The organism is Nonomuraea mesophila, assembly GCF_004352805.1.
Classification (GTDB): Bacteria; Actinomycetota; Actinomycetes; order Streptosporangiales; family Streptosporangiaceae; genus Nonomuraea; species Nonomuraea longispora.
In genome coordinates this window covers 1-25,193 of the sequence record NZ_SMLD01000047.1, presented here as the reverse complement: position 1 = coordinate 25,193, position 25,193 = coordinate 1, and the positions used below count along the sequence as shown (strand labels likewise).

At 71.2% G+C, this 25,193-nt stretch carries 23 protein-coding genes; 12 read left to right on the top strand and 11 right to left on the bottom strand.

Annotated elements, in window-relative coordinates:
* Positions 1-66: 66 nt before the first annotated feature.
* Both E1295_RS19420 and E1295_RS19415 read right to left on the bottom strand, forming a co-directional pair.
* A complete protein-coding gene (locus E1295_RS19420; RefSeq protein WP_132631742.1) occupies positions 67-399 on the bottom strand; it encodes a type II toxin-antitoxin system PemK/MazF family toxin in 333 nt (110 codons plus the stop codon).
* Positions 380-610 (bottom strand): hypothetical protein, encoded by a 231-nt coding sequence (locus E1295_RS19415; protein WP_132631741.1) that lies wholly within the window; start codon positions 608-610, stop codon positions 380-382. The genes E1295_RS19420 and E1295_RS19415 overlap by 20 nt, the downstream gene beginning before the upstream one ends.
* Positions 611-802: 192 nt before the next feature.
* Between E1295_RS19415 and E1295_RS19410 the strand changes: the two genes are divergently transcribed.
* A complete protein-coding gene (locus E1295_RS19410; RefSeq protein ID WP_246080143.1) occupies positions 803-1,537 on the top strand; it encodes a sulfite exporter TauE/SafE family protein in 735 nt (244 codons plus the stop codon).
* Positions 1,538-1,768: 231 nt separating this feature from the next.
* On the opposite strand, the gene E1295_RS19405 is transcribed toward E1295_RS19410, so the two are convergent.
* Both E1295_RS19405 and E1295_RS19400 read right to left on the bottom strand, forming a co-directional pair.
* Positions 1,769-2,320 (bottom strand): GrpB family protein, encoded by a 552-nt coding sequence (locus E1295_RS19405; protein WP_132631740.1) that lies wholly within the window; start codon positions 2,318-2,320, stop codon positions 1,769-1,771.
* Between the two features lie 184 nt (positions 2,321-2,504).
* Positions 2,505-3,026, bottom strand: a complete 522-nt coding sequence (locus E1295_RS19400; protein ID WP_132631739.1) for a P-loop nucleotide/nucleoside kinase family protein — start codon at positions 3,024-3,026, stop codon at positions 2,505-2,507.
* A gap of 182 nt (positions 3,027-3,208) precedes the next feature.
* Between E1295_RS19400 and E1295_RS19395 the strand changes: the two genes are divergently transcribed.
* From E1295_RS19395 to E1295_RS19380, 4 genes are read left to right on the top strand one after another with little or no spacing between them, the layout of a single operon-like run.
* A complete protein-coding gene (locus E1295_RS19395) occupies positions 3,209-4,321 on the top strand; it encodes a sugar ABC transporter substrate-binding protein (RefSeq protein WP_132631738.1) in 1,113 nt (370 codons plus the stop codon).
* Positions 4,322-4,377: 56 nt separating this feature from the next.
* Positions 4,378-5,142 carry an ATP-binding cassette domain-containing protein gene (locus E1295_RS19390; RefSeq protein WP_132631737.1) on the top strand — a complete coding sequence of 255 codons (765 nt, stop codon included), beginning with the start codon at positions 4,378-4,380 and terminating at the stop codon, positions 5,140-5,142.
* A complete protein-coding gene (locus tag E1295_RS19385; RefSeq protein WP_132631736.1) occupies positions 5,139-6,401 on the top strand; it encodes a sugar ABC transporter permease in 1,263 nt (420 codons plus the stop codon). Before E1295_RS19390 ends, E1295_RS19385 begins: the two co-directional genes overlap by 4 nt.
* 35 nt (positions 6,402-6,436) lie before the next feature.
* A complete protein-coding gene (locus tag E1295_RS19380) occupies positions 6,437-7,636 on the top strand; it encodes an ROK family transcriptional regulator (protein ID WP_132631735.1) in 1,200 nt (399 codons plus the stop codon).
* A gap of 111 nt (positions 7,637-7,747) precedes the next feature.
* Here E1295_RS19380 and E1295_RS19375 read toward each other — a convergent pair whose 3' ends face one another.
* Positions 7,748-8,497, bottom strand: coding sequence for a neutral zinc metallopeptidase (locus tag E1295_RS19375; protein ID WP_132631734.1), 750 nt, complete (start codon positions 8,495-8,497; stop codon positions 7,748-7,750).
* A 16-nt stretch (positions 8,498-8,513) separates the two neighbouring features.
* Complete coding sequence (locus tag E1295_RS19370; protein WP_246080142.1) at positions 8,514-9,365, bottom strand: neutral zinc metallopeptidase; 852 nt, start codon at positions 9,363-9,365, stop codon at positions 8,514-8,516.
* A 159-nt stretch (positions 9,366-9,524) separates the two neighbouring features.
* On the opposite strand from E1295_RS19370, the gene dxs reads away from it, so the two are divergent.
* Together dxs and E1295_RS19360 are read left to right on the top strand one after the other, a co-directional pair.
* A complete protein-coding gene (dxs, locus tag E1295_RS19365) occupies positions 9,525-11,438 on the top strand; it encodes a 1-deoxy-D-xylulose-5-phosphate synthase (protein ID WP_425465353.1) in 1,914 nt (637 codons plus the stop codon).
* A 66-nt stretch (positions 11,439-11,504) separates the two neighbouring features.
* Complete coding sequence (locus E1295_RS19360; protein WP_132631732.1) at positions 11,505-12,977, top strand: amino acid permease; 1,473 nt, start codon at positions 11,505-11,507, stop codon at positions 12,975-12,977.
* 42 nt (positions 12,978-13,019) lie between these two features.
* On the opposite strand, the gene E1295_RS19355 is transcribed toward E1295_RS19360, so the two are convergent.
* From E1295_RS19355 to E1295_RS19340, 4 genes are all read right to left on the bottom strand, one after another.
* Entirely contained in the window at positions 13,020-13,403 is a 384-nt protein-coding gene (locus tag E1295_RS19355; RefSeq protein ID WP_132631731.1) for an SSI family serine proteinase inhibitor, read from the bottom strand.
* An 88-nt stretch (positions 13,404-13,491) separates the two neighbouring features.
* On the bottom strand, positions 13,492-15,579 hold the full coding sequence (locus E1295_RS19350) for a 3-hydroxyacyl-CoA dehydrogenase NAD-binding domain-containing protein (RefSeq protein ID WP_132631730.1): 2,088 nt from the start codon (positions 15,577-15,579) through the stop codon (positions 13,492-13,494).
* A complete protein-coding gene (locus tag E1295_RS19345; RefSeq protein WP_220448796.1) occupies positions 15,576-16,739 on the bottom strand; it encodes a thiolase family protein in 1,164 nt (387 codons plus the stop codon). Before E1295_RS19345 ends, E1295_RS19350 begins: the two co-directional genes overlap by 4 nt.
* Positions 16,740-16,800: 61 nt before the next feature.
* Entirely contained in the window at positions 16,801-17,541 is a 741-nt protein-coding gene (locus tag E1295_RS19340) for a hypothetical protein (RefSeq protein WP_132631728.1), read from the bottom strand.
* 405 nt (positions 17,542-17,946) lie between these two features.
* Between E1295_RS19340 and E1295_RS19335 the strand changes: the two genes are divergently transcribed.
* The 5 genes from E1295_RS19335 to E1295_RS19315 all read left to right on the top strand — a co-directional run bounded on the left by E1295_RS19335 (position 17,947) and on the right by E1295_RS19315 (position 24,700).
* A complete protein-coding gene (locus E1295_RS19335) occupies positions 17,947-19,227 on the top strand; it encodes a hypothetical protein (protein ID WP_132631727.1) in 1,281 nt (426 codons plus the stop codon).
* 116 nt (positions 19,228-19,343) lie between these two features.
* Positions 19,344-20,336 carry a LacI family DNA-binding transcriptional regulator gene (locus E1295_RS19330; protein WP_181958013.1) on the top strand — a complete coding sequence of 331 codons (993 nt, stop codon included), beginning with the start codon at positions 19,344-19,346 and terminating at the stop codon, positions 20,334-20,336.
* The gene (locus tag E1295_RS19325) at positions 20,333-21,106 is read left to right on the top strand and encodes a sugar phosphate isomerase/epimerase family protein (protein WP_132631726.1); all 774 of its coding nucleotides are present in this window, start codon (positions 20,333-20,335) and stop codon (positions 21,104-21,106) included. The genes E1295_RS19330 and E1295_RS19325 overlap by 4 nt, the downstream gene beginning before the upstream one ends.
* 8 nt (positions 21,107-21,114) lie before the next feature.
* A complete protein-coding gene (locus tag E1295_RS19320) occupies positions 21,115-22,035 on the top strand; it encodes an alkaline phosphatase family protein (protein WP_132631725.1) in 921 nt (306 codons plus the stop codon).
* A 79-nt stretch (positions 22,036-22,114) separates the two neighbouring features.
* Positions 22,115-24,700, top strand: coding sequence for a PEP/pyruvate-binding domain-containing protein (locus tag E1295_RS19315; RefSeq protein WP_132631724.1), 2,586 nt, complete (start codon positions 22,115-22,117; stop codon positions 24,698-24,700).
* Between the two features lie 13 nt (positions 24,701-24,713).
* On the opposite strand, the gene E1295_RS19310 is transcribed toward E1295_RS19315, so the two are convergent.
* Positions 24,714-25,193, bottom strand: a 480-nt coding sequence (locus E1295_RS19310) for a sugar phosphate isomerase/epimerase family protein (RefSeq protein ID WP_132631723.1), incomplete at its 5' end; no start/stop codon positions are given.

The following is a 25,193-nucleotide window of genomic DNA, read 5'->3' as shown; positions in this document are numbered from 1 at the left end:
TCTGCAAAGTGTGGCACGATGAGAGAGCCACCCGGCGAAGCTCTTTTTCGCCGGGCGGCGAATCTCCTAGAGCATGCGTTTCAGCACGGTGACCGCTTCCTCGACGACCTCCTCGGGGGCGGTGCCGACGAAGAAGTCGAACCTGTCCGGCGAGATGGCGCGGATCTGCTCGATCATCGCCCAGCTTGTCTTGGCCAACCCGGTCCCGTCACGGCCTATCCGGACATGGGTGAGATATCCGCGCTCCCGGGTGGTCAGAGGTACGGCAAAGACGAGCCCGAGCCTCGACTGGTTGAGGTTGTCGTTGCTGACGATCAGAGAGGGACGGTCGAAACCCTGCTCGCGACCGGTCGGACTGCTGAACCTGGTGAACCAGATATCACCTTGCGTCAGTTTCATCCTTCTCCTCGGGAAATGTGATTAGACCGTCCCATTCGGGCGCGATCCGACGGGAGCGGGGGCGTGGACCGAGCACCTGTTCGCGTTCGGTCAGGTAGTCGGCCCAGCCTTCTGGGTCTTCGCGCTGCGTCTGCCCGACCTGCTCGTTCACGGTCTGCCAGAACTGCTTCTGCTCGTAGTCGGCGATGGCGTTGTGCAGCACCTCGGTCATGGTTCGACCCTCCTGGCGGGCGATTCGGGCTAGGCGGTCTCGGGTTGTGACGCTGACGCGTATCGTCGTCGCGGCTTTAGACTTCATGCTCATACTCCAGAGGCTACGTCTGCGTCGTGGAAAAGAATACACGAGCCGGTCACTCTTGGAGCAGGAATGGCAACAGAGAGTAAAGATGGTTGACTCTCCTGCATGACTGATGCGGCATTGCTGCTCATCGTGGGTGGACTGGCGGTTTTTGCGGGCGCGGTCGTGCAGGGTGGGGTGGGTGTCGGGCTGGGGTTGGTGGCCGTGCCCGTGCTGACGATGATCGAGCCCGGCCTGATGCCGGGCGCCGTCCAGATGGTCAACCTGGCGATGCCACTGTTCACGCTGGCCTCGGAATGGCGGCGGGTGGAGTGGCGCGGAGTGGGGTTCGCGCTGCTGGGCAGGCTGCCGGGGAGTGTCATCGGTGCACTCATTATTGTCTACACATCCATATATGCCAGGAGCGTCTTCGTGGCGGTCATGGTGGTGATCGCCGTGCTCCTGACCGCCAGGGCGATGAGCGTGCCGCGCACCGGCGTGACGCTCACCTCCGCCGGTTTCGTCTCCGGCATCACCGGCACCGCGACGGGCATCGGCGGGCCGCCCATCGCGCTGGTGTACCAGAGCGCGGAGGGCCCGCAGATCAGGGCGACGCTCGCGGCGTTCTTCTGTCTGAGCGCGCTGCAGTCGCTGGGGATCCTGGCCCTGGTGGGCGAACTGCCCGTGCAGGCGGTGGCGGCGGGGGCGACGCTGGTCGTGCCCATGGCCATCGGGTTCCTGGCGTCGGGGCCGCTGCGGCGCTACCTCGACGGCGGCAGGGCCCGGATGGCGGTGCTCGTGGTGGCGACCGCCTCGGCGCTGAGCCTGATCGCCCAGAACGTCGTCATCGGCCTGCCCTGACCGGCCCGCCGTGACGGCCGTGAGGTGGGCCCGCCCTCCTCGTACGGACACCGTCGTGCCCCGGACCTCACCGGCACGGCCCGGACGCCGGCGCTCGGCTCGGCTTCCGGTCATGCGTACTGCCGGGTGGCGCAGCAGGCGTCGGTGGTCGGGTCAGGGTCTCGATTGCGGGCGGGGACGTGCCGGGTGGCCCGGGTGCCCGCTCGTGTGCCGGGGCGCCCCGGCCGGCGGTTACGCGTCGCTCGGGCCCGGGCGCCAGCCGGTGCGCTGGGCCCAGGTGTCGGCGCGGCGCACCATGGCCCACACGTACGGTTCCTTGGCGGCGACGTACTCGTGCCGCGCGTCACGGAACCGCTCGGCGCACCGCCGTTTCACCTCGGCGAACTCTGCCGCGGCCTCGGGGTGCGCGCGAAGGTAGTCGCGGAACAGCAGCGGCAGTTGCTGGGAGAAGCTGCCGAGTTCGCGTACGTGCACATGAGTCCTGCGCTGCAGGTGTCCCGGCGCCTCGCGGAAGTAACGTTTGGTCAGTTCCGGATTGCCCGCCCGGTGGACCAGCCCGACCCGCTCAAGCGGGCCCTTGTACGCCTCCAGCGGTTCGAACGAGCGCACGGCGACCTGCACGTCGATCACGGGCTTGGCGGCCAGTCCGGGCACCGACGTCGACCCGATGTGGTCGATCCGCACCGCGACCGAGCCGAGCGCCGCCCGCATCCTGCGGCCGAGCGTGGCGAACGTCGCGGCCCAGCCCGGGTCGTGGTCGACGATCTCGACCGGATCTCCCATGCCCCCATTGTCACCGCACCCAACCCGGCGCGACGCCGGCCCGCCGACCCCGCTCCGCCGACCCCGCTCCGCCGACGCGGACGGCGGCTCCGTCGATGGTCGGCTCTGCCCGGAGCGATCACGCGGCGGGCGCACAGCCCGTGAACGTAAGCCCCCACCCCAGGTACCGGCGGCGGAGCGGGTCTCAGTTCTTGACGGCCTCGGCGATCCGCGAGGCGGCCAGGGCGGGGGTGAGATGCGTGGTGTCGACGACCTCGGCCTCGCGATGCAGCCACGTGCGGGCCGCCTCCGCGTAGGGCTCGAGGTGCTGGAGCCGGAAGGTGGAGGGGCCGAGCACGGTGTCCCCCTCGATGCGCTCACGCAGGGTGTCCTGGTCGGCGTGGAGGACGAAGTGCCGTACCGGAATGGAGTGCCGCGCGAGGCCCGCGCTGATCTCGCGCCAGTACTGCTCGACCAGGACGGTCATGGGCATCACCAGGGTGCCGCCGACGTAGTCGAGCACGTGGCGGGCGGTTTCGACGACGAGCGACCGCCACGGCGGCCAGTGCTGGAAGTTGCCCGTCGAGGGCAGCCCCGGCCGGATGTCCATGAGGGTCACGCCGACCTTCTCGGCGTCGAACACCCGTGAGTCCGGAAGCAGTGGCTGCACGAGTGCGCCGGTGGTCGTCTTGCCCGCGCCGTGGGTGCCGTTGATCCATACGATCATGGGCCCACGTTAGCGAGCCGCGGGCTTCCGGACGCGCGGCCCGGAGTACGGCCCCATGTTTCCTGATTGTTACTAGAAACAACAAACTACCGCGCGAGTGGGTCTTCCAAAGCAGGCGATCCCGGAATACGTTGCCGCAAACAACATTCATCCGGCCCCTCCGGAAGAAAGGACCCTGCACCATGCGCAAGGGGATCCTCAGCATGACCGCCGCGGCAGCCGCGCTCGCTCTCGGTCTCACCGCCTGCGGGGGCGAAAGCGGTCAGACCACTTCGTCGACGGCCTCCGCGACCGCATCACAGGCGGCGGCGGGCAAGATCGGTGTCATCCTGCCGGACAGCAAGTCCTCGGCCAGGTGGGAGACGGCGGACCGCAAGTACCTCGAAGAGGCGTTCAAGGCCGCCGGAGTCCAGTACGACATCCAGAACGCCCAGAACGACAAGACGGCGTTCCAGACCATCGCCGACCAGATGATCACCAACGGCGCCACCGTTCTGATGATCGTCAACCTGGACAGCGGCACCGGCAAGACCGTCATCGACAAGGCCAAGTCGCAGGGCGTGCCCACCATCGACTACGACCGGCTGACGCTCGGCGGCGGCGCCGCCTACTACGTGAGCTTCGACAACACCAAGGTCGGTCAGCTCCAGGGCGAGGGCCTGGCCAAGTGCCTGACCGACAAGGAGGCGGACAAGCCGATCGTCGCCTACCTCAACGGCTCGCCGACGGACAACAACGCCACCCTGTTCAAGGCGGGGTACGACGGCGTGCTCAAGCCGAAGTTCGACGCCGGCGAGTACGTCAAGGGCCCGGAGCAGTCGGTGCCCGACTGGGACAACACCCAGGCCGCGACGCTCTTCGAGCAGATGCTGACCCAGGAGCCGAAGATCGCCGGGGTGCTGGCCGCCAACGACGGCCTCGGCAACGCCGCCATCACCGTGCTGAAGAAGAACAACCTCAACGGCAAGGTGCCGGTCACCGGCCAGGACGCCACCGTGCAGGGCCTGCAGAACATCCTCGCCGGCGACCAGTGCATGACCGTCTACAAGGCCGTCAAGAAGGAGGCCGACGCCGCGGCCAAGCTCGCGGTGGCGCTGGCCAAGGGCGAGAAGCCCACGGCGAGCAGCAGCGTCAAGGACCCGGAGAGCGGCCAGGACGTGCCCGCGGAGCTGATGGAGCCGCAGGCCATCCACTTCGAGAACATCAAGGACGTGGTGGCCGACGGGTTCGTGACCAAGGAGGAACTGTGCACGGGTGACTTCGCCGAGAAGTGCACCGAGGCAGGAATCGAATAAGACCAAGGGGTACGGCCCGCGCCACGAGCGCGGCCGTGCCCTCCTTAGGGAGCCCCATGACCCCCCTCCTTGAAGTGCGCGGGATAGACAAGAGCTTCGGCCCGGTGAAGGTGCTGCACAGGGTCGAACTGTCGGCGTACGCCGGCGAGGTCACGGCGCTCGTCGGTGACAACGGCGCCGGTAAGTCGACGCTCGTCAAGTGCGTCGGCGGCATCTACCCGATCGACGACGGCGAGATCCTCTTCGACGGCCGCCCGGTCCAGGTCCACAGCCCGCGCGACGCGGGCGAACTGGGCATCGAGATCGTCTACCAGGACCTCGCCCTGTGCGACAACCTCGACATCGTGCAGAACATGTTCCTCGGCAGAGAGCGCAGGCGAGGCCCGATGCTCGACGAGGACAGCATGGAGGAACTCGCCGAGCGCACGCTCAGCAGCCTGTCCGTGCGTACGGTGAAGTCCATCAGGCAGCAGGTCTCCAGCCTGTCCGGCGGGCAGCGGCAGACCGTGGCCATCGCCAAGGCCGTGCTGTGGAACAGCAAGGTCGTCATCCTCGACGAGCCGACCGCGGCCCTGGGCGTGGCCCAGACCGCGCAGGTGCTGGAACTGGTGCGCAGGCTGGCCGACACGGGGCTGGCCGTCGTGCTCATCTCGCACAACTTGAACGACGTCTTCGCCGTCTCCGACCGGATCGCGGCGCTCTACCTCGGCAGGATGGCCGCGCAGGTCAAGACCGCCGACGTGACGCACGCGCAGGTCGTCGAACTGATCACCTCCGGCCGTAGCGGCGATCTCGGCCTCAAGAACGGGGTCACGCCATGAACAAGGTCGAAGAACTACCGAGCGAGGCGATCGTCACGGCGACGCAGTCACCGTCGATCGGCAACAGTTTCCTCGCCTACGTCCAGCGGGTGCGCGGCGGCGACATGGGCGCGCTGCCGGCCGTACTCGGCCTGGTGGTGCTCTGCGGGGTCTTCGCGGCCGCGCGGCCCTCGTTCGTCACCGCGATCAACTTCGCCAACCTGTTCACCCAGGGGGCCGCGATCACGCTGATCGCGATGGGCCTGGTGTTCGTGCTGCTGCTCGGCGAGATCGACCTGTCGGCGGGTTTCGCCAGCGGCGTGTGCGCGGCGGTGCTCGCGGTCACGCTGACCAGCGCGGGCCTGCCCTGGTACGTGTCCGTGGTGGCGGCGATCCTCACCGGTGTGCTCATCGGCATGATGCTCGGCGCGCTGGTCGCGAAGGTCGGCATACCGTCGTTCGTGGTGACGCTGGCGGGGTTCCTCGCCTTCCAGGGCCTGGTCCTGGTGCTGGTCGACGAGGGCACGAACATCTCCATCAGGAACAGCGTGATCGTCGCCATCGCGAACAGGAACCTGCCCCCGTGGCTGGGGTGGGTGCTCTACGCGGTCTGCGTGGCGATCTTCGCGGGCGTACAGCTCAGGCGGGCCAGATCGCGCGCCAAGCGCGGCCTGGTCGCCGACCCGATGTCGCTGATCGCGTTCCGCGTGGGCCTGCTGGTCGTGTTCGCCGGGCTCGCGGTCTTCGCGCTCAACCTGGAGCGCAGCCGCAACCCCGAGCTGGTCTCGCTCACGGGCGTGCCGATCGTGGTGCCGGTCATCCTGGTGCTGCTGGTCGTGTGGACGCTGGTGCTGCGCCGCACGGCGTTCGGCCGGCACCTGTACGCGGTCGGAGGCAATGCCGAGGCCGCGAGGCGGGCGGGCATCCCGGTCGACCGCATCAAGATCTACGCCTTCGTGATCTGCTCCTCGATGGCCGCGGTCGGCGGGATCGTGGCCGCGTCCAGGGCCAGCTCCGTCGACCCGAACACGGGCGGCAGCTCCGTCCTGCTGTACGCGGTCGGCGCGGCCGTCATCGGCGGCACCAGCCTGTTCGGCGGCAAGGGCCGGGTGCTGGACGCCGTGATGGGCGGCGCGGTGGTGGCCGTGATCGAGAACGGCATGGGCCTGATGGGGTACGGGGCCAGTGTGAAATACCTGGTCACCGGGTCCGTCCTGCTGCTGGCCGCGGGTGTCGACGCCCTGGCGCGCAAGCGGGCGGCGGCCGCTGGATTAAGGTGATCAGCGACTCGCAGCCCCTGAAGGAACTCCAGACCATGCGTGCCGGACCGTCTCAAGAGGACATCAGGCGCCACAATCTCGGCGCGCTGCTCCGGCATGTACATCTGGGCGGGCCGATCTCGCGCGCCGAGCTCACGTCCAGGATGGGGCTCAACCGGAGCACCATCATGGCGCTGACCTCCGACCTCACCGCCGCGGGGCTGGTACGCGAGGAGCTGCCGCGCGAGACGGGCCGTGCCGGGCGGCCCTCGCTCGTGGTGCGGCCCGAGTCGGCACGGGTCTACGTGTTCGCGTTCGACGTGGGCCCCGACCGGCTCGCGGTCGCGCGTGTGGGGCTGGGCGGGGTCATCCTCGACCGCAGGGAGGTCCCGCGCGACCGGAGCCGGTTCAAGCTGGACGAGCTGGCCGCGACGTTGTCCGGGTTCGCCCGGCAGATGCGGCGCAAGACCAGCGCCGACACGGTGTGCGTCGGCGCGGCGGCGGCCGTGTCCGGCGGCGTGCGCAAGGCCGACGGCGTGGTGACGTTCGGCCCCAACCTGCTGGACGGTGAGGTGCCGTTCGGCGAGGAGCTGGGCCGCAGGCTGGGCCTGGGGCTGCCGGTCAGCGTGGGCAACGACGCCAACCTGGGCGCGCTGGCCGAGCACAGCCGCGGGGTCGGCACCGGCGCCAAGGACCTCATCTACCTGCACGGCGACGTCGGCATCGGTGGCGGGATCATCGCGGGCGGCCATCTGCTCGGCGGCCACGACGGTTACGGCGGGGAGGTCGGCCACATGGTCATCAACCCGGGCGGCCGCGCCTGCGGCTGCGGCTCCAGCGGCTGCCTGGAGGCGGAGGTGGGAGAGCGGGCGCTGCTGGAGTCGGCCGGCCGGTTCGGCGCGCAGCAGGGCAGGGACGCGGTCAGGGCCGTGGTCGAGGCCGCCGACCGCGGCGACATCGGGGCGCAGGAGGGCCTGAAGAGGGTCGGCGAGTGGCTCGGGCTCGGCGTCGCGAACCTGGTGAACATCTTCAACCCGGAAATGCTGATCTTCGGCGGGATGTTGCGGGAAATCTATCTCGGCTCGGCCGCGCAGGTGCGCACACAGCTCACGTTGCACGCGATGGCGCCGCAGCGTGACCTGCGGCTGCGTACGTCGGCCCTGGGTGACGCCGCGACCCTGGTGGGGGCGGCCGAGCTCGCCTTCGCACACGTGCTGTCCGACCCGCTGGAGGTCCTGGCCCGCGCCAACGCCTGAGGGCCGCCCCACCCATGCTCAGGGCCCATGCTCAGGGCCCATGCTCAGGGCCCATGCTCAGGGCCCATGCTCAGGGCCCGTGGTCGGGGTGACCGTGGTCAGGGGCCGTGGTCAGGTGACTGCGGAGTCGCCCGCCGTCCATGTGTCGCAGTGGCCGGTCGCCCCGCCGCGGTAGCCGCGGTCCTGCCAGGCCGCCAGGTTGGCGGGCCTGCCGTGGGCCTCGCTCTCGTCCGCCTCGCTCACGGCCTCGATCCACGCCTCCCATGCGATGCCGGGGGCGATCGAGTCCAGCGCGGCGCTGTAGAACACCCCCGCGTAGCACTCGGCCTGCATCTCCAGCCGGTGGTTCAGCAGGTTCCGCGCCTGCCCCGAGGCCGGCTGGTACAGCGCGTTGTACGCGTCGAGCACCCCGGTCAGCCGCTGCACGTGGTGTCCCCACTCGTGGGCGATGGAGTGCGCGATGTTCATCCTGAACGGGTCGTGCAGCTCGTGCTGCATGATCCGGACGACGATCGTCTGCTGGTCCGGGCAGTACTGTGCGCCGTTGTCGGTGATCGCGCCGCACACCGAGTCGGTTCCCGTCGTGATGGACAGCTCGGGCGGACTGTAGGCCAGTCCGGCCACGGCGAACGTGACCGCCCAGAACCGGTCGGCGCAGTCGGCCATCGCGCGGTGGAACGACCTGAGCGAGGCCACGCTGCCCAGCCGGATGTCCGGGATGTCGCACAGGAGCGGCAGGCCCGTGCCGCTCAGCTCGCCGGACAGCCCGGCGGACGGGGCCGGTTGCGCCGCGCGGGCGGGGCCGGGCAGGAGCAGACCCACGACCACACACGCGGCTACCAGCAAGTGGGATAAGCGCACGATGGCGGATCTTAGATCATCTGACGTTACGGGACGCGGTGGCCCAGGTGTTGCACGCGCCCGGCGTGCCGCGTTTGAACCCGCGCGACATCCAGGCCGCCTGCGTGGGACCCTTGCCGTGGTCGTTCTGCGGCCAGCCCTTGGCGCCGTTCTTCCTGAACCACTCCACGGTGTAGGCCCAGTCGGCGGTGGAGACCAGTTCGGAGCCCCGCATCGTCCGCATGAAGGCGGCGGAGAAACATTCGGCCTGGAGCTCGGACTTGCGTGAGAGCAGCAGCCGCCTGGTCTTGCCCGCCAGGGTCCTGGCGGTCCAGTAGTAGTTCCAGATGCCGGAGATCTGCTGCACGTGGTGACCGTACTCGTGGGCGATCAGCCGGGTGATCCCGAGCGGGAACGGGTTGCGCAGCTGGTCCTTGCTGATCATGAGGTACATGGTGCGGTCGGTGGAGCAGTAGACGCCGTCGGCGCCGGCGTTCCACACCCCGCAGGGCGTCTTGACTTTGCGAGTGATGATCCGCAGCCGCGGTTTGGTGAAGGGCATGTCCGCCTTGCGGAACTGCAGGCCCCACACCCGGTTCAGGCACGCGGTCACGCGCGTCAGGAACCGCCGGTACGCGGTGATGCTCCTGGCGGGAAGGGGGCCGGGGCGGCAGTTGACGTCGGTGAGCCGCCCGGTCCTGTACAGCGGATTGCGGGTCGCCACCGCCTTGCCGAGGTCGGGCACCCGCGCCTGCTGACCCGCGGCGCGCGAGGGAGGGTCGGCGAGTTGCTGGGCCTCGTTGCGTAACCCGCGCGGCGTCAAGGTCCCGTCCACCAGCACGAGCACCAGACCGGCCGCTGCCAGGGCGAGAACCAGTGCGGCGGCCACAAGTGCTGCGCGTTTAGTTTTGTGGACGGAGTTCATAGGTAACGAAAGAGTAGGTCAAGATCGGACATACCGGGGTGGGTTTGACTCGATGGAGTCAGTGAGGCGTCCGCGAACTACACTCGGGGAATCGGCGGACAAGAGCAGAGGGGAGTCGGATCCGTGAGCGGGTTGCTGGGCTCGGTAAAGGGACCGCAGGACGTCAAACGGCTCACTGTGGAGGAGTTGCCGCGGCTCGCGGGGGAGATCCGTGACCTGCTCGTCGACTCGTGCGCGAAGTACGGTGGCCACCTGGGCCCCAACCTCGGCGTGGTCGAGCTGACCATCGCCGTGCACCGGGTCTTCGACTCGCCTGCCGACCCCGTCGTCTGGGACACCGGCCACCAGGCGTACGTGCACAAGCTCCTCACCGGCCGCGCGTCCGGGTTCGACGCGCTGAAGCAGGAGGGCGGCCTGTCGGGCTACCCGAGCAGGGCCGAGTCGGAGCACGACTTCGTCGAGAACTCCCACGCCTCGACCGCGCTGTCCTACGCCGACGGCCTGGCCAAGGCGTTCAAGCTGCGCGGCGAGCGCGACCGCACGGTGGTCGCCGTGATCGGCGACGGCGCGCTGACCGGCGGCATGGCCTGGGAGGCGCTCAACAACATCGCCGCCGCCAAGGACCTGCCGGTCGTCATCGTGGTCAACGACAACGGGCGCTCCTACTCGCCCACCATCGGCGGCCTGGCCTCCCACCTGTCCTCGCTGCGCGTCAACCGCCACTACGAGGACGTGCTCGAATACGTCAAAGACAAGATCGGCAACGTTCCCGTCCTCTACGACGCGCTCCACGGCTTCAAGAAGGGCGTCAAGGACGTCATCGCGCCGCAGGTGATGTTCGAGGACCTCGGCCTGAAATACGTCGGGCCCATCGACGGCCACGACGAGCAGGCCATGGAGGCGGCGCTGCGCAAGGCCCGCGGCTTCCGGGGGCCCGTCATCGTGCACGCGCTCACCCGGAAGGGCCGCGGTTACGCCCCCGCCGAGGACCACGACGAGGACCAGTTCCACTCGCCGGGCGCCTTCGACCGGGCCACCGGCGCGGAGAAGCCCAAGGGCCGCATCTGGACCAACGTGTTCAGCGAGGAACTGGTCCGGCTCGGCAAGGAGCGCGACGACCTGGTCGCGATCACCGCGGCCATGCTGCACCCGACGGGCCTCAACGCCTTCGCCGAGGCCTACCCCGACCGCATCTACGACGTCGGCATCGCCGAGCAGCACGCGCTCACCAGCGCCGCCGGCCTCGCCCTGGGCGGCATGCATCCGGTGGTGGCCGTCTATGCCACCTTCCTCAACCGCGCGTTCGACCAGCTTCTCATGGACGTCGCGCTGCACCGGCTGCCGGTCACCGTCGTGCTCGACCGGGCGGGCGTCACGGGCGACGACGGCGCCAGCCACAACGGCATGTGGGACCTGTCCATCCTCCAGGTGGTGCCCGGCCTCAAAGTCGCGGTGCCGCGCGACGGAGACCGGCTGACCGAGCTGCTGCGCGAGGCCGTGGAGGTCTCCGACGGCCCGACCGTGCTGCGCTTCCCCAAGGGCCCGGTCGCCGAGACGCTCGACGCGGTCGGCCGGCTGGGCGAGATGGACGTGCTGCGCGTCCCGAAGGGCGACCCTGAGGGCGGGCACGAGTCCGAGCCCGACGTGCTGCTGGTCGGCGTGGGCCCGATGGCGCAGATCTGCATGGAGGCGGCGGTCCTGCTCGACGCCCAGGGCATCGCGACCACCGTGGTCGACCCGCGCTGGGTCAAGCCGCTCGACGAGGCGCTCGCGCCGGCGGCCAGGCAGCACAAGCTGGTGGCCGTCGTCGAGGACAACGGCCGGGTGGGCGCGGTGGGCGACGCCGTGGCCCGCCTGCTGCGTGACGCCGACGTCGACGTGCCCGTACGCACCTTCGGCATCCCGCAGGAGTTCCTCGACCACGCCAAGCGGGCCGCGATCCTCAGCCGCATCGGCCTGACCGGCCAGGACCTCGCCCGCCAGATCACCGAGGCGGTCGCCAGACGCGCCCAGGCGGAGGAGCCCGCCCGCCACTGAACCACGCTCGGGGAGCATGCCCCCGGCGGCGCATGACGGCCGGGGGCGTGGGAAGGATCGCTGAGCGTGGACATCTTTCGCACGAAGAGCGTCGAGCAGTCGATCGGCGACACCGAGGCCCCCGAGCACCAGCTGCGTAAACGCCTGACGGCCACGGACCTGACGGTCTTCGGCATCGGCGTGATCGTCGGTACGGGGATCTTCGTGCTCACCGGGCAGGTCGCCAAGGAGCTGGCCGGCCCGGCGGTGGCGCTCTCCTTCGTCGTCGCGGCCGTCGTGTGCGCCCTTGCGGCGCTGTGCTACGCGGAGTTCGCCTCCACGATCCCGGTGGCGGGGTCCGCCTACACCTTCTCCTTCGCCACGCTGGGGGAGTTCCCCGCGTGGGTGATCGGCTGGGACCTGATCCTCGAGCTGGCGCTGGCCGCCGCCGTGGTGGCGGTGGGCTGGTCGGGCTATTTCGCCTCGATGCTGGCCTCGGCCGGCCTGGAGCTGCCCGCCACGATCGCCGGTGACGACCCCGTGGTCAACCTGCCCGCCGTCGTCATCGTCGCCGTCCTCACGACGGTGCTGGCGGTCGGCATCAAGCTGTCCTCACGGGTCAACCTCATCCTGGTGATCACTAAGGTCGCCGTGGTGCTGCTCGTCATCGTGGCCGGGCTCTTCTTCATCAAGGGCGCCAACTACACGCCGTTCATCCCCGAGGCGGTGCCCACGCCGCAGGTGGAGGGCACGAACGCGCCGCTGATCCAGGTGCTGTTCGGCATCACGCCGGTCGCGTTCGGCGTGATCGGCATCTTCTCGGCCGCGGCCATCGTGTTCTTCGCGTTCATCGGCTTCGACATCGTGGCCACCGCCGCGGAGGAGACCGTGCGGCCGCAGCGCGACGTGCCGCGCGGCATCATCGGCTCGCTGGCGATCTGCACGCTGCTGTACGTCGCCGTCTCCATCGTCGTCGTCGGCATGCAGCGCTACAGCGAGCTGAGCACGTCGGCGCCGCTGTCGGACGCCTTCATCGCGGTCGGTCAGCCGTGGCTGGCCGGAATCATCAGCGTGGGCGCGCTGGCCGGCCTGACGACGGTGGTGCTCGTGCTGCTGCTGGGTCAGACCCGGGTGCTCTTCGCGATGTGCCGCGACGGGCTGCTGCCGCGCTCGATGGCCAAGGTCAATCCGCGTTTCGGCACGCCGGTCCGGCTCACGGTCCTCATCGGGCTGGTCACGATGGTGCTGGCCGGGTTCGTGTCGTTCGGCGAGCTGGCCGAGCTGGTGAACATCGGCACGCTCTTCGCGTTCGTGGTGGTCTCGATCGGCGTGGTGGTGCTCAGGCGCACCAGGCCGGACCTGCCGCGGGCGTTCAGGGCGCCGCTGGTGCCGGTGCTGCCGATCCTGTCCGTGCTGGCCTGCCTCTACCTGATGCTCAACCTGCCGGTGCAGACGTGGCTGCGGTTCGTCATCTGGATGATCATCGGCATCGTGCTCTACTTCGCGTACGGCTACTGGCACAGCAGGACGGCGATGCCCTGGCAGAAGAGCGGCCGCTGAGCAACGCCGGGGGTGGGGCGCGGACCACCCCCGTGCCGGGGGTCAGAGCGCGGCGACGGCTCCGGTCGCGGCCTTGGCCTGGCAGCCGTTGGGGAAGACCTTCCCCCACTTCACGGTCTTGCCGTGCCACCGGCCGACGACCGCGATGACGTGCGGCCTGAACTCCTTCGTGCAGGCCGTGCCGGGCGAGACGTTGAGCTTGGCCGGGTCGCCTCCGACCCGGCGCAGCTGGCGGCAGGCCGTGCGGGCGTCGGGGTGGGTCCCCCCGGTGGGCGCGCAGTGGAGCCAGGCCGTCTTCGTGGCCCCGCCCTTGACCGAGTTGACGATCTTGAGCTGCACCTTGGGGTCACGCGCCGCCGCCGCGGGCGACGACGCGCCCGCCAGGAGGGCTCCGCAGAGCGCGATGGTGCCGGCTGCTCTCATCATGGTTACTCTCCGTTCGTAGGACGGCACCAAACGCTACGGCGGAGGAGGGTGTGGCGTGGGGAGGCCCGCCGGGCGGGCCTCCGTAAAATCACGCGGGCATCGACGCCAGGCCCGGAGGAAGGAAGCGCGGCCGGGCGATACCGGACCTGTCCAGATACGGCGTGATGCCACCCAGATGGAACGGCCAGCCGGCGCCGAGGATCATGCACAGGTCGATGTCCTGCGCCGCCGCGACGACGCCCTCGTCCAGCATGATCCGGATCTCCTCGGCCAGCGCCGCCAGCACCCGCTCGCGCACCTGCTCGGCGGTGGACGGCCGGTCGCCGCCCGCGAAGAGCGCCACCGCCTCCTCGTCCAGCGTCAGGTCCGGCAGGTAGACGCCCGGCTTGCCGGCGGCGACCAGCTCGGCCAGGTTCTGCGAGACACCGAACCGCTCGGGGAACGCCTCGTGGAGCGTCCCCGCCACGTGCAGGCCGACGGCCGGGCCGACCAGCTGCAGCAGCGCGAACGGTGTCATCGGCAGGCCCAGCCCGTCGAGCGCGTGCTCGGCCGTCTCCAGCGGCGTGCCCTCGTCCACGGCCGCCACGACCTCGCCCATGAAGCGGGTCAGCAGCCGGTTGACCACGAACGCGGGTGCGTCCTTGACCAGCACCGCCGACTTCTTCAAGGTCCTGCCCACCGCGAACGCCGTGGCCAGCGTGGCGTCGTCCGTCGCGGCGCCCGCGACGATCTCCAGCAGCGGCATGACCGCGACCGGGTTGAAGAAGTGGAACCCGACCAGCCGCTCCGGGTGCGCGAGCTCGGCGCCCATCGCGGTCAGCGACAGCGAGGAGGTGTTCGTGGCCAGCACGCAGGAGGGGCCGACGACGGCCTCCACCTCGGCGAGGACCTGCTTCTTGACCGCGAGGTCCTCGAAGACCGCCTCGATCACGAAGTCGGCGTCGGCGAAGGCGTCCTTGGAGGGCGAGCCGGTCACCAGCGCCGTGAGCCGGTTGGCCTGGTCCCGCGAGATGCGGCCCCTGGCCAGCAGCTTGCCGATCTCGTCCCGTACGTACGCCACGCCCTTGTCGATCCTCGCCTGGTCGACGTCGGTCAGCACGACCGGCACCTCCAGCCGGCGGGCGAACAGCAGCGCCATCTGCGAGGCCATCAGCCCCGCACCGACGATGCCGACCTTGCCCACCTTGCGGGCGAGCGACGGGTCGGGCGCGCCCGCCGGCTGCTTGGCGCGCCGCTGCACCAGGTCGAACGCGTAGAGCCCGGCCCGCAGCTCGTCACCCGTCAGCAGGTCGGCCAGCGCCTCGTCCTCGGCGGCGAACCCCTCGTCGCGGGTCGCGGTGCGGGCCTGCTCGATCAGGTCGAGCGCCCGGTAGGGGGCGGGCGACGCGCCGCGCAGCTTCATGTCGACCAGGAACCGCGCGTCGGCGACCGCCTTGTCCCAGCCGTCGTGCGCGGGCCGCTCCACGACCACCTCGCCGTTGATCACCTGGGCGGCCCAGCGCAGCGACTCCTCCAGGAAGTCGGCGGGCTCGAACATGGCGTCGGCGACGCCCAGCTCGTACGCCTGCCTGCCCTTGGTCACGCGGTTCTGTGCCAGCGGGTTCTCGATGATCAGCTTGATCGCGTCGGCCGGGCCGATCAGGCGCGGCAGCAACTGCGTGCCGCCCCAGCCGGGCACCAGCCCGAGGAAACACTCGGGCAGCGCCACGGCCGGCACGCCCGAGGAGATCGTCCGGTACGTACAGTGCAGCGCGACCTCGAGCCCGCCGCCCATGGCCGCGCCGTTCACGAACGCGAACGACGGGACGGGCAGCTCGCCGAGCCGGCGGAACACGTGGTGGCCGAGCCGGGCGACGGCCAGCGCCTCCTCACGGGTACGCAGGGCTGCCGCTCCCTTGAGGTCGGCGCCGACGGCGAAGATGAACGGTTTGCCCGTCACGCCCACCGCGGCCAGGTCGGTGCGCTCGGCGATCTCCGACAGGGCGCCGTTCAGCGCGAACAGGCCGTGCGGGCCGAACGTGTTCGGCCTGGTGTGGTCGAAGCCGTTGTCCAGGGTGATCAGCGCCATCGTGCCGGCGCCGCCGGGCAGGCGCACGTCGCGTACCAGCGCCTTGGTGACGACCTCGTCGGCGGCGCGCTCGCTCAGCAGCGCACGCCAGTTGTCCAGCTCGCTCATGCCAGGTTCTCCCAGATCACAGTGCCGCCCATGCCCAGTCCGACGCACATCGTGGTGATGCCGTACCGCACGCCGGGACGCTCGCCGAACTGCCGCGCGAGCTGCGTCATCAGCCGCACGCCCGAAGAGGCCAGCGGGTGGCCGTAGGCGATGGCGCCGCCGTAGGGGTTCACGCGCGGGTCGTCGTCGGCGATGCCGAAGTGCTCGAGGAACGCCAGCACCTGCACGGCGAACGCCTCGTTGATCTCGAACAGCCCGATGTCGGAGATGTCCAGCCCGGCCAGGCGCAGCGCCCGCTCCGTGGACGGGATCGGCCCGACGCCCATGACCTCGGGGTCGACGCCCGCGAACGCGTAGGACACCAGCCGCATCTTCGGCGCCAGCCCCAGCTCGGCGGCGACCTCTCCGGCGGCCACGACGCAGCCGGTGGCGCCGTCGTTGATGCCGGAGGAGTTGCCCGCCGTGACGTTGCCGTGCGGACGGAACGGCGTCTTGAGCGTGCTCAGGCCCTCCATGGTGGTGCCCGGCCGCGGCGCCTCGTCCTCGACCGCGAGACCCCAGCCCTTCTCGGCCGTCCTGATCGCGGACGGCACCAGGTCGGGCTGGATTCTGTCGTCGGCGTACGCCTTGGCCGCCCGCTCCTGCGACAGCACCGCGTACCGGTCGGCGCGCTCCTTGGTGATCGACGGGTAGCGGTCGTGCAGGTTCTCCGCCGTCATGCCCATCACCAGGGCGCTCGGGTCGACCAGCTTCTCGGACAGGAAGCGCGGGTTCGGGTCGACGCCCTCGCCCATGGGGTGGCGGCCCATGTGCTCGACGCCCCCGGCGATGGCGACGTCGTAGGCGCCGAACGCGATGCCGCCCGCGACCGTGGTGACCGCGGTCATCGCGCCCGCGCACATGCGGTCGACGGCGTAGCCGGGCACGCTCTTCGGCAGCCCGGCCAGCACCGCCGCCGACCGGCCGATGGTCAGGCCCTGGTCGCCGATCTGCGTGGTCGCGGCGATGGCGACCTCGTCGACGCGCTCGGGCGGCAGGCCGGGGTTACGCCGGATGAGCTCGCGGATGACGCGGACGACCAGGTCGTCGGCGCGGGTCTCCGCGTACAGCCCGTTCGGCCCCGACCGGCCGAAGGGTGTGCGCACGCCGTCGACGAACACGACGTCACGAGAGGAAGGCACGGATTCGCTCCTCGTTCGCTGGATGGGTTCCGCGCCTATGCTACTCGTCGGTAACTACTCCGAGCACAAGAGCGGCGGTCAGCAGCGTGTAGACCGCCGCCGTCGCCGGCTCCCACAGATGGGCGCGGGCCGCGAGCAGGGCCGTCACCGCCACCGCCGCGCCCGCCCAGAGCGCGCCCGTCCGCCACGGGGCCGTACGCGGGCGGGGTTCGTGGCCCGGATCCCACGGGTCGCCCGGCGAGACGCCCGAACGCCGGGCGCGGGCCAGCAGCCACAGCGCGTCGCGGGCCCACCAGAGGAGGAACAGCACCCCGGCCCCGCAACTCGCAACCGCCAGTGCCTCGACCGTCCAGCTCAGGTCGTCGGCGACGGAGTACAGGGCGGCCTGGTCGAAGAAGCCCGGCGTGGTGCCGCCCAGCAGCAGGGTCACCGCCCAGCCCGCGGCGAGGGCGAGCCGGCTGAACGGCCGGGTGCCGCCCGAGTGTGCGGCGCCGTACAACTCGTGCTCGCGCCACCGGACCAGGCGGGCCCGCACACCCCAGGCGTACTGGGTGGCGGCCATCGCGGGCAGCGCCGCCGCCAGGGCCACCAGGGACAGCACCGCGAGCGGCACCGTCTGCTCCCTGGTCGGCGCCCGGTCGGCGAGCAACTGGGCGGTGGTCAGCACCGCGATCGAGGCGGACAGCGCGACGAAGGCGCGGTGGCGGGCGGCCCTGGCGCGGGCGCGCAGCCCGGCCACCTGCTCGGCGCCGGGAGGGGGCGCCATCTCGGTCAACAGCATGACCGTCATGATGGCGTCACCCGGCGTAGCGACGCCCGTGATTCGCGTCCATTGGATGGAGCCCTCGATGCCGCCGTTCAGCGATGTGCGGACCGGTGCGCCTGCCCGGAGACGCGCCGCCGTCCTTGACCGCCGCTGCCGTGCCTGACGGGCTGGTGCCCGGTCTCGCCGGCTGAGACGGCTGCTGAGGGGCTTTGTCCGCTCGTACGTGGCATGGTAGGGACAGCTCAGGGGCGCACGTTACACTGCGTGTTTTGAGGGAAACATGTGAAATTTCCGGACAAGTGATGGTCGTGTCTGCTAGGAAAGGGCGGGTCGTATTCGTATTAGAGAGGTTCCATCGTGGCGCGCGACGAGAACGACAGGCCATACGAGGATGGGCAGGGTAGGTCGTTAAACCCGGAGATGACGGGTGATGTGCTGTCTCCGCGGTGGAGCACTGAGGACACCGACGAACAACCCGCCATTCAGGTGGTCGGCAACGAGACCTACATCCTTCCGCTGGAGAAGGGCGCCGAGCCCCAGTTGATCGAGCGGCGTGACGTCCTTGACGACCCCGGTCACCATGATGTGCTCAGCGGGACGTCCTCGGCGTACGACGCCGGCGGGACGGGCGGCTCGCATGACGTGCTCGACGGGGGAAGCCCTCCGCGTGACGTGCTGGGCGGCGGCGGTGACCCCCATGATGTGCTGGGCGGCGGGAGCGACTCCCACCGTGAAGTGCTGAGCGGTTCCAGTGGGCATGATTTCGGCGGCCCGAGCGGCTCGCACGAGTTCGGCGGGCCCAGTGGCGCGCACGACTTCGGCGGTCCCAGCGGCGCGCACGACTTCGGTGGTCCGAGCGGTCCGCATGACTTCGGCGGCCCGAGCGGCCCGCACGACTTCGGCGGGCCCAGCGGCCCGCACGAGGTGCTCGACGAGCGCGGCGGCTCCCGCCACCCCGATGACGAGTCTCCCTACCTCCCGCTCGACCGGGGGTACGAGGCGGACGACCTGGACGACGACAAGCCCAAGCGCGGCTTCCTCGGCTCCGGCTGGACCGACGACCAGGGCGACGGGGGGCGTTCCTCCCGTGGCGGAGGCGGTGGCGCCGGTGATGGCGCCGGCGGCGAGGGCGAGGTGCGTCACCGCACCAGGGTCCTGCTGGTGGCGGCCGCCGCGGTGGTGCTGGTCGGCGTCGGCGTGGGCTGGATGCTCACCGGTACGTCCGCCGACGACCCGTGCGCCGGCGGCAGGTGCGCCAGCGCCGGAGAGGTGACCGCTCCGTCCGACTCGGCCATCCCCTCCGAGGAGGAGACGCCGGTGGAGGAGGAGACCGAGCCCGAGCCCACCGACACGGCCACGGACGAGCCCACCAGCACCGAGCCGGCGCGGCAGAACCGCCCGCAGGGGGAGACCCAGCCGACGCGCGAGCCGCAGAGCCGTCCGTCGCCCACCCGCGACATCGGCGACCCGACGACCAAGGCCAGCCCTAGGTCGACCCGGGCCCCGCAGGACGAGATGCGGGACACCGACACCCCGGCCCAGAGGCAGTCGTCGGAGAACCGGGATTCGCGGAGCACCAGCCAGGAGTCGCAGGACCAGCCTCCCGCCTCGCAGCCGACGACGCAGGACCCGGTGCCCGACCCCGAGCCGACCGAGGAGGAGCGCAAGGGCCTGCTCGACATCCTGTTCCCCTGGGCATAGGACCCGGGCGCAGGACAGACCACTCTCCGGGTGGGCCGCCGAGTGCGGCCCACCCGTAGGATGCGGATCCAGGTGCTGGTCTGGCAGACTTGGAAACCGCTTTCCTGGGAGGTCTCGTGGTCACGCTTGAAGACGTCGCCAAGCAGGCGGGCGTCTCACTGGCGACCGCCTCGCGGGTGCTCAACGGCAGCACCCGCCAGGTCGGCGCGGCCCTGCGGGCGCGCGTCGAGCAGGCCGCCGACGAGCTCGGTTACCGCGCCAACATCGCGGCCCAGACGCTGGCCCGCGGCGCGAGCAACGTCATCGGCATCGTCGTCCACGACCTGACCGACCCCTACTTCGCGGCCCTGGCCGACGGGGCGATGCGGGCCGCGGCCACCGAGGGCCTGCTCGTCATGGTGGGCACCACGCATCGCGACCCCGAGCAGGAGATCGCCTACGTCGCGACGCTCAACGCCCAGCGCGTCAGGGCGGTGCTGCTGGTCGGCTCACGTGTCGCCGACCCCGCCGTCACCGGGCGCCTGCGCGACGAGCTGGCCCGATACCAGGCCGGCGGCGGCCGGGCGGCCTGCGTGGGCCAGGACCTGCTCGGCGTCGACACCGTCGCGCCGGCCAACCGGCAGGGCGCTGCCGAACTGGCGCGGGCCCTGGCCGGCCTGGGGCACACCCGCTTCGCGGTGCTGGCGGGGCCGCCGCACCTGGTGACGGCGGCCGATCGGTGCGCCGGGTTCGTCGAGGCGCTGGAGGAGCTGGGGCTGCCCGCGCCGCAGGTGATCCATGGGCCGTTCGACCGCGACGGCGGCTACGCGGCGGCCTCACAGGCCGGCGACGTGAGCTGCGTGTTCGCGGTCAACGACGTGATGGCGGTCGGGGCGCTCGCGGCCTACCGCGAACGCGGCGTGCGCGTGCCCGACGACGTCTCGGTGGCCGGGTTCGACGACATCGTCACCCTGCGTGACCATGTGCCCGCGCTGACGACCGTGCGCCTGCCGTTGAAGGACATGGGGGCCAGGGCGCTGGAGCTGGCGCTGGGCGAAGGCGACCCGGTCGTGGTCGAGCAGGTCGCGGGCGAGGTCGTGCTGCGGGAGAGTGTGCGGAGGATGGCGTGAGGCTGGCGGTCAGCACGCTGGGCTTGCCCGGCGAAGGGCTCGGCAGGGCGATCGAGATAGCGACCGCAGGCGGCTGTGAGGGGCTGGAGCTGCGCCTGCACCCCGAAACCGGCGTGCACTCCGGCCTGGACGCCGCCGAGCGGCGCGCGGTGCGGGAGCGGGTGGAGGGGGCGGGCCTGGAGATCTCCGCCCTCGCCGGATACGTCGGCATCTGTGAGCCAGGGCCGGACGAACCCGTCGTCGGGGCGCTCCTCGCCGACCTGCGGCTGGCCGCCGATCTGGGCGCTCCCGGCGTGCGCGTCTTCCCCCGCGGCGACGATCCGGCCGTCGGCGCCCGCAGGCTCAGGGCGGTCTCCGGTACGGCGGGCGCCCTCGGCCTGCGCGTGCTCGTCGAGACGCACGACGCCATGGCCACCGGCGCCGCCGTGGCCGCGCTGCTCGCCGAGGCGGGCTGCCCCGAGACCGCCGGCGCGTTGTGGGACCTGCTGCATCCCTGGCGCAACGGCGAGCCGCCGGCGGACTCGCTCGCCGCGCTCGGGCCTCACCTGGTGTACGTCCAGGTCAAGGACGCCGTGTCGGCGCACGACACCACGCCGGTGCCCCTGTGGACCGGGTCCGTGCCGCTCGACGAGGCGGGCGGGCTGCTGCGCGGGGCCGGCTACGACGGCTGGGTGTCGCTGGAGTGGGAGCGCACGTGGTATCCGCAGGTCGCTCCGGTCGAGGAGATCCTGCCGGGAGCGGCCGACTGGGTGCGACGCTTCACCGCTTAGATAGGGGGATGTCCGCATCCAAGAACAAAGTCCTCGTTGTCGGCATGGACGGCCTGCGCTTCGACCGGCTCCAGGCTGTGGGCGCGCCGGTGCTGGCGGAGCTGATGGCCTCCGGTGCGTACGGCACCAGTCTGCTCCCCTACGGTGAGGCCGGCACCCCGCGTACGGAGTCGGCGGGCGAGGTCGTGCCCAAGGCTCCTGAACCGGCGACCGGCGGCCGCACGATCAGGTCGCGTACGGACTCGGGGCCCGGCTGGTCGTCCATCGCCACCGGGGCCTGGCCCGACAAACACGGCGTCGTAGACAACAGCTTCACCGCACCCCAGTTCCAAAAATTTCCGGACTTCTTGACGCGCGCGAGGCATGCCCGCCCCGAGCTGTCCACCGCCGCCTTCTTCTCGTGGGCGGCGCTCGCCGAGCACGGCGCGTTCGGCCCGGCGGCCGGCCACCGGTTCGTGCGCGACGGCTACGCCATCGGCTGGGCCGAGGCCGACACGCAGGTCGCCGACGCCGCCGGGCGGCACCTGGCGGAAGGCGACCCGGACGCGATGTTCGTCTACCTGGGCGAGACCGACGACGTGGCCCACGACCTCGGCCCGCACTGCCCCGAGTACGCCGCCGCACTCCAGACCCAGGACGCCTACCTGGGACGCCTGCTCGGCGCCGTCCGCGCCCGGCCCTCGTACGCCGGCGAGCGCTGGACCGTGCTCGTCACCACCGACCACGGGCACGTGGACGAGGGGGGTCACGGCGGCGACTCGGAGGAGGAGCGCCGGGTGTTCGTGATCGTCTGCCGGCTGGGGGAGCACCTGGGCGGACGTTCCCTGAGCGGTCCCCGGCTGGTCGACGTGGCCCCGACGGTGCTCGCCCTGCTGGGGGCGGACGTCGATCCCGCCTGGGAGCTGGACGGTGAGCCGCTGCCTCTGTGACTTCTTTCATCATGTGTTGAATTCTTGCCGGGAAAGCGTGACACTCATGTCAGGACGCTGAAGGGCAGGGGTGCATCTGATGAACACGGCACTGGATTTCTCCGAGATCGACGCCGGAATGCTCGCCGAGGTGGGCGGAAAGGCCGCCAACCTCGGCGAGCTGACCAGGGCGGGGCTGCCCGTGCCCCCCGGCTGGGTGCTGACCACGGAGGCGTACCGGCAGGTCGCCGAGGGGCTGGAGACGAGCGGCGAGGGGCTCGCCGAGCGCGCCAGGCGGCACCTGCTGGAGGCCTCGGTGCCCGCGGCCGTGCACGAGACGATCGTCAAGGGGTACACCGCGCTCGGAGACGACGTGCCGGTGGCCGTGCGCTCCTCCGCGACCGCCGAGGACCTGCCGTTCGCCAGCTTCGCCGGGCAGCAGGACACCTTCCTCAACGTGGTGGGAGCCGACGCGGTGGTCGAGGCCGTACGCCGCTGCTGGGCCTCGCTCTGGACCGATCGCGCCGTCGCCTACCGCGAGTCGAACGGCATCGACCACGCCGCCGTACGGCTCGCGGTGGTCGTCCAGACGATGGTGGACGCGCGGGTCTCGGGCGTCATGTTCACCGCCAACCCGGTCACGGGCCGCCGGCGCGAGGCCGTCATCGACGCGGCGCCAGGGCTCGGCGAGGCCGTCGTCTCCGGCGCCGTGAACCCCGACCGCTTCATCGTCCACGGGGGCGAGATCCTCGAACGCCGGCCGGGCGACAAGCGGCTGGCGATCCGCGCGCTGCCCGGCGGCGGCACGGAACGTGTCGAGGCCACCGGCGACGCGCCCGGCGAGGAGCTCTGCCTGACCGACGCCGAGGTGCTCGCCCTGGCCGAGCTGGGCACGCGCGTCGAGGACCACTACGGCGCCCCGCAGGACACCGAATGGGCCGTCGACCACGACGGCCGGCTCTGGCTCACCCAGGCGCGCCCCATCACCACCCTCTATCCGCTGCCGGACGCCCCCGGGCCCGGACTGCGGGTGTACTTCTCCTTCAACGTCGCCCAGGGCGTCATGGGCCCGCTCACCCCCATGGGAGCGTCGGCGCTCAAGCTGATCGCCTCAGGAGGGGCCGGGATGTTCGGCCACGGCCCCGCCGACCCCCTCGACGGCCCGCACTTCATGACCGAGTCGGGGCAGCGGTTGTGGATGGACCTCACCACCGCCGTACGCAGCAAGGCCGGCCGCGTCATCATGCCCCGCATGCTGCAGCTCGGGGAGGCGCGTACGGGCCCGGTCGTGGAGCAGCTGGTGGCCGATCCGCGGTTGTCGCTGGCGTACACCTCTCGCCGTCCCGTGATCCGTGGCCTGCGCCGGTTCGCCGGCCGCATCCACGCCCCCTCACGGGTGCTGCTCGCGCTGACCAGGCCGCGCAAGGCCCTGGCGTACACCGCCCGCGTCGGCGAGGTCGCCGGCCGGCGGCTCCGGTTGCCGGCGGACGCCACCCCGGAGCAGCGCCTCGACCACGCCGAGCGCGTGCTCAGGACCGTCTTCCCCCTCATCGTCTCGATCATGCCGATCGTGATCACGGGCTACGGCCTGTTCGCGCTGTCGTCCAGGCTCTCCGGCGTGCCGCTCGGCGACATGCAGGACGTCCTGCGCAGTGTCCCGCACAACCCCACCACGGAGATGGACCTGGAGCTGTGGGACCTGTCCACCCGCGTCGAGCCGGAGCCGTTCATGAAGGAGCCGGTGGAGGAGCTGGTCCGCCGCTACCGGGCCGGGACGCTCCCGCCCATCGCCCAGCGGGAGATCACGAAATTTCTGGACACGTACGGCCATCGCGGTGTCGCCGAGATCGACCTGGGCGTGCCCCGCTGGTCGGAGGAGCCCGGCCACATCCTCGGCGTGATCGCCAACTACCTGCGCATGGACGCCGACGCCGGCCTCGCGCCCGCCACGATGTTCGCCAACGGTGCGCGGAAGGCGGAGACCGAGATCGCCCGCGTGGCGGCCGAGGCCGGGCGCAAGGGCCGGTGGCGGGCCGCCGTGGTGCGGTTCGCGCTCGGGCGCACGCGGATGTACGCGGGGCTGCGGGAACTGCCCAAGTTCTACGCGGTCAAGGCGCTCGCCGGCGTGCGGCGGAGCCTGCTCCAGGTGGGGGAGCACCTGGCCGGCCTCGGCGTGCTGGACGAGGCGCGTGACGTGTTCTTCCTCGACCCGAGGCAGGCCAGGGCCGCCCTGCGCGGCGGCGACCTGCGCGGGCTGGTGGCGCAGCGGCGGGAGGCGTACGAACGGGAGTCGCGCCGCAGGCACGTGCCCAGGGTGCTGCTTTCCGACGGCACCGAGCCCGAGGCGCTGGCCACCCCCGCCGCGGACGGCGCGCTGACCGGCACGGCCGCGTCCGCGGGCACCGTCACCGGCGTGGCCAGGGTGGTGATGGACCCGACCGGCGCGCACCTGGAACCGGGCGAGATCCTGGTCTGCCCCTCGACGGACCCGGGCTGGACACCGCTGTTCCTGACGGCGGGCGGGCTCGTGATGGAGATGGGCGGCTCGATGTCGCACGGCGCGGTGGTGGCCAGGGAGTACGGCATCCCGGCCGTCGTCGGCGTCGCCGGCGCCACCCACCGCATCACCACGGGCCAGGAGATCACCGTCAACGGCGCCGCGGGCACGATCACCCTGCCGTCGTGACCGCGCGGGCCGTTCACCCGGTGGCGAGCACCACGTCCTCGTAGCGGGCCTTCATCGTGGCCACCACCTCGTCCGGGTCGGTGGCCCAGACGTCGGCGTTGAAGATCTCGACCTCGATGTCGCCGGTGTATCCGGCGGCCAGCACCGCCCGCGTGATCGGCGGGAAGGCGATCACGCCGTCACCCATCATGCCCCGTCCGAGCAGCACGTCGGCGGGCAGCGGGTGCAGGTAGTCGCACACCTGGTACGACGCGATCCTGCGGCCGGCGCGGGCGATCTCGTCGGGCAACCTCGGGTCCCACCAGACGTGGAAGGTGTCCACCACCACGCCGACCTGCTCCTCCGGGTGGGCCAGGCTCAGGTCGAGCGCCTGCCCGAGGGTGGACAGCACGGCCCGGTCGGGACAGTAGACGGGGTGCAGCGGCTCCAGAGCGAGCTTGACGCCCCGCTCCCCGGCATAGGGGGCGAGCTCCGCCAGCGCCTCGGCCACGCG

Bases quoted from the DNA above. Each gene is read 5' to 3' on its own strand.
- E1295_RS19420 (WP_132631742.1), bottom strand. From the start codon at position 399: ATGAAACTGACGCAAGGTGATATCTGGTTCACCAGGTTCAGCAGTCCG.
- E1295_RS19415 (WP_132631741.1), bottom strand. From the start codon at position 610: ATGACCGAGGTGCTGCACAACGCCATCGCCGACTACGAGCAGAAGCAG.
- E1295_RS19410 (WP_246080143.1), top strand. From the start codon at position 803: ATGACTGATGCGGCATTGCTGCTCATCGTGGGTGGACTGGCGGTTTTT.
- E1295_RS19405 (WP_132631740.1), bottom strand. From the start codon at position 2,320: ATGGGAGATCCGGTCGAGATCGTCGACCACGACCCGGGCTGGGCCGCG.
- E1295_RS19400 (WP_132631739.1), bottom strand. From the start codon at position 3,026: ATGATCGTATGGATCAACGGCACCCACGGCGCGGGCAAGACGACCACC.
- E1295_RS19395 (WP_132631738.1), top strand. From the start codon at position 3,209: ATGCGCAAGGGGATCCTCAGCATGACCGCCGCGGCAGCCGCGCTCGCT.
- E1295_RS19390 (WP_132631737.1), top strand. From the start codon at position 4,378: ATGACCCCCCTCCTTGAAGTGCGCGGGATAGACAAGAGCTTCGGCCCG.
- E1295_RS19385 (WP_132631736.1), top strand. From the start codon at position 5,139: ATGAACAAGGTCGAAGAACTACCGAGCGAGGCGATCGTCACGGCGACG.
- E1295_RS19380 (WP_132631735.1), top strand. From the start codon at position 6,437: ATGCGTGCCGGACCGTCTCAAGAGGACATCAGGCGCCACAATCTCGGC.
- E1295_RS19355 (WP_132631731.1), bottom strand. From the start codon at position 13,403: ATGATGAGAGCAGCCGGCACCATCGCGCTCTGCGGAGCCCTCCTGGCG.
- E1295_RS19350 (WP_132631730.1), bottom strand. From the start codon at position 15,579: ATGAGCGAGCTGGACAACTGGCGTGCGCTGCTGAGCGAGCGCGCCGCC.
- E1295_RS19340 (WP_132631728.1), bottom strand. From the start codon at position 17,541: ATGCTGTTGACCGAGATGGCGCCCCCTCCCGGCGCCGAGCAGGTGGCC.
- E1295_RS19335 (WP_132631727.1), top strand. From the start codon at position 17,947: ATGACGGGTGATGTGCTGTCTCCGCGGTGGAGCACTGAGGACACCGAC.
- E1295_RS19320 (WP_132631725.1), top strand. From the start codon at position 21,115: ATGTCCGCATCCAAGAACAAAGTCCTCGTTGTCGGCATGGACGGCCTG.
- E1295_RS19315 (WP_132631724.1), top strand. From the start codon at position 22,115: ATGAACACGGCACTGGATTTCTCCGAGATCGACGCCGGAATGCTCGCC.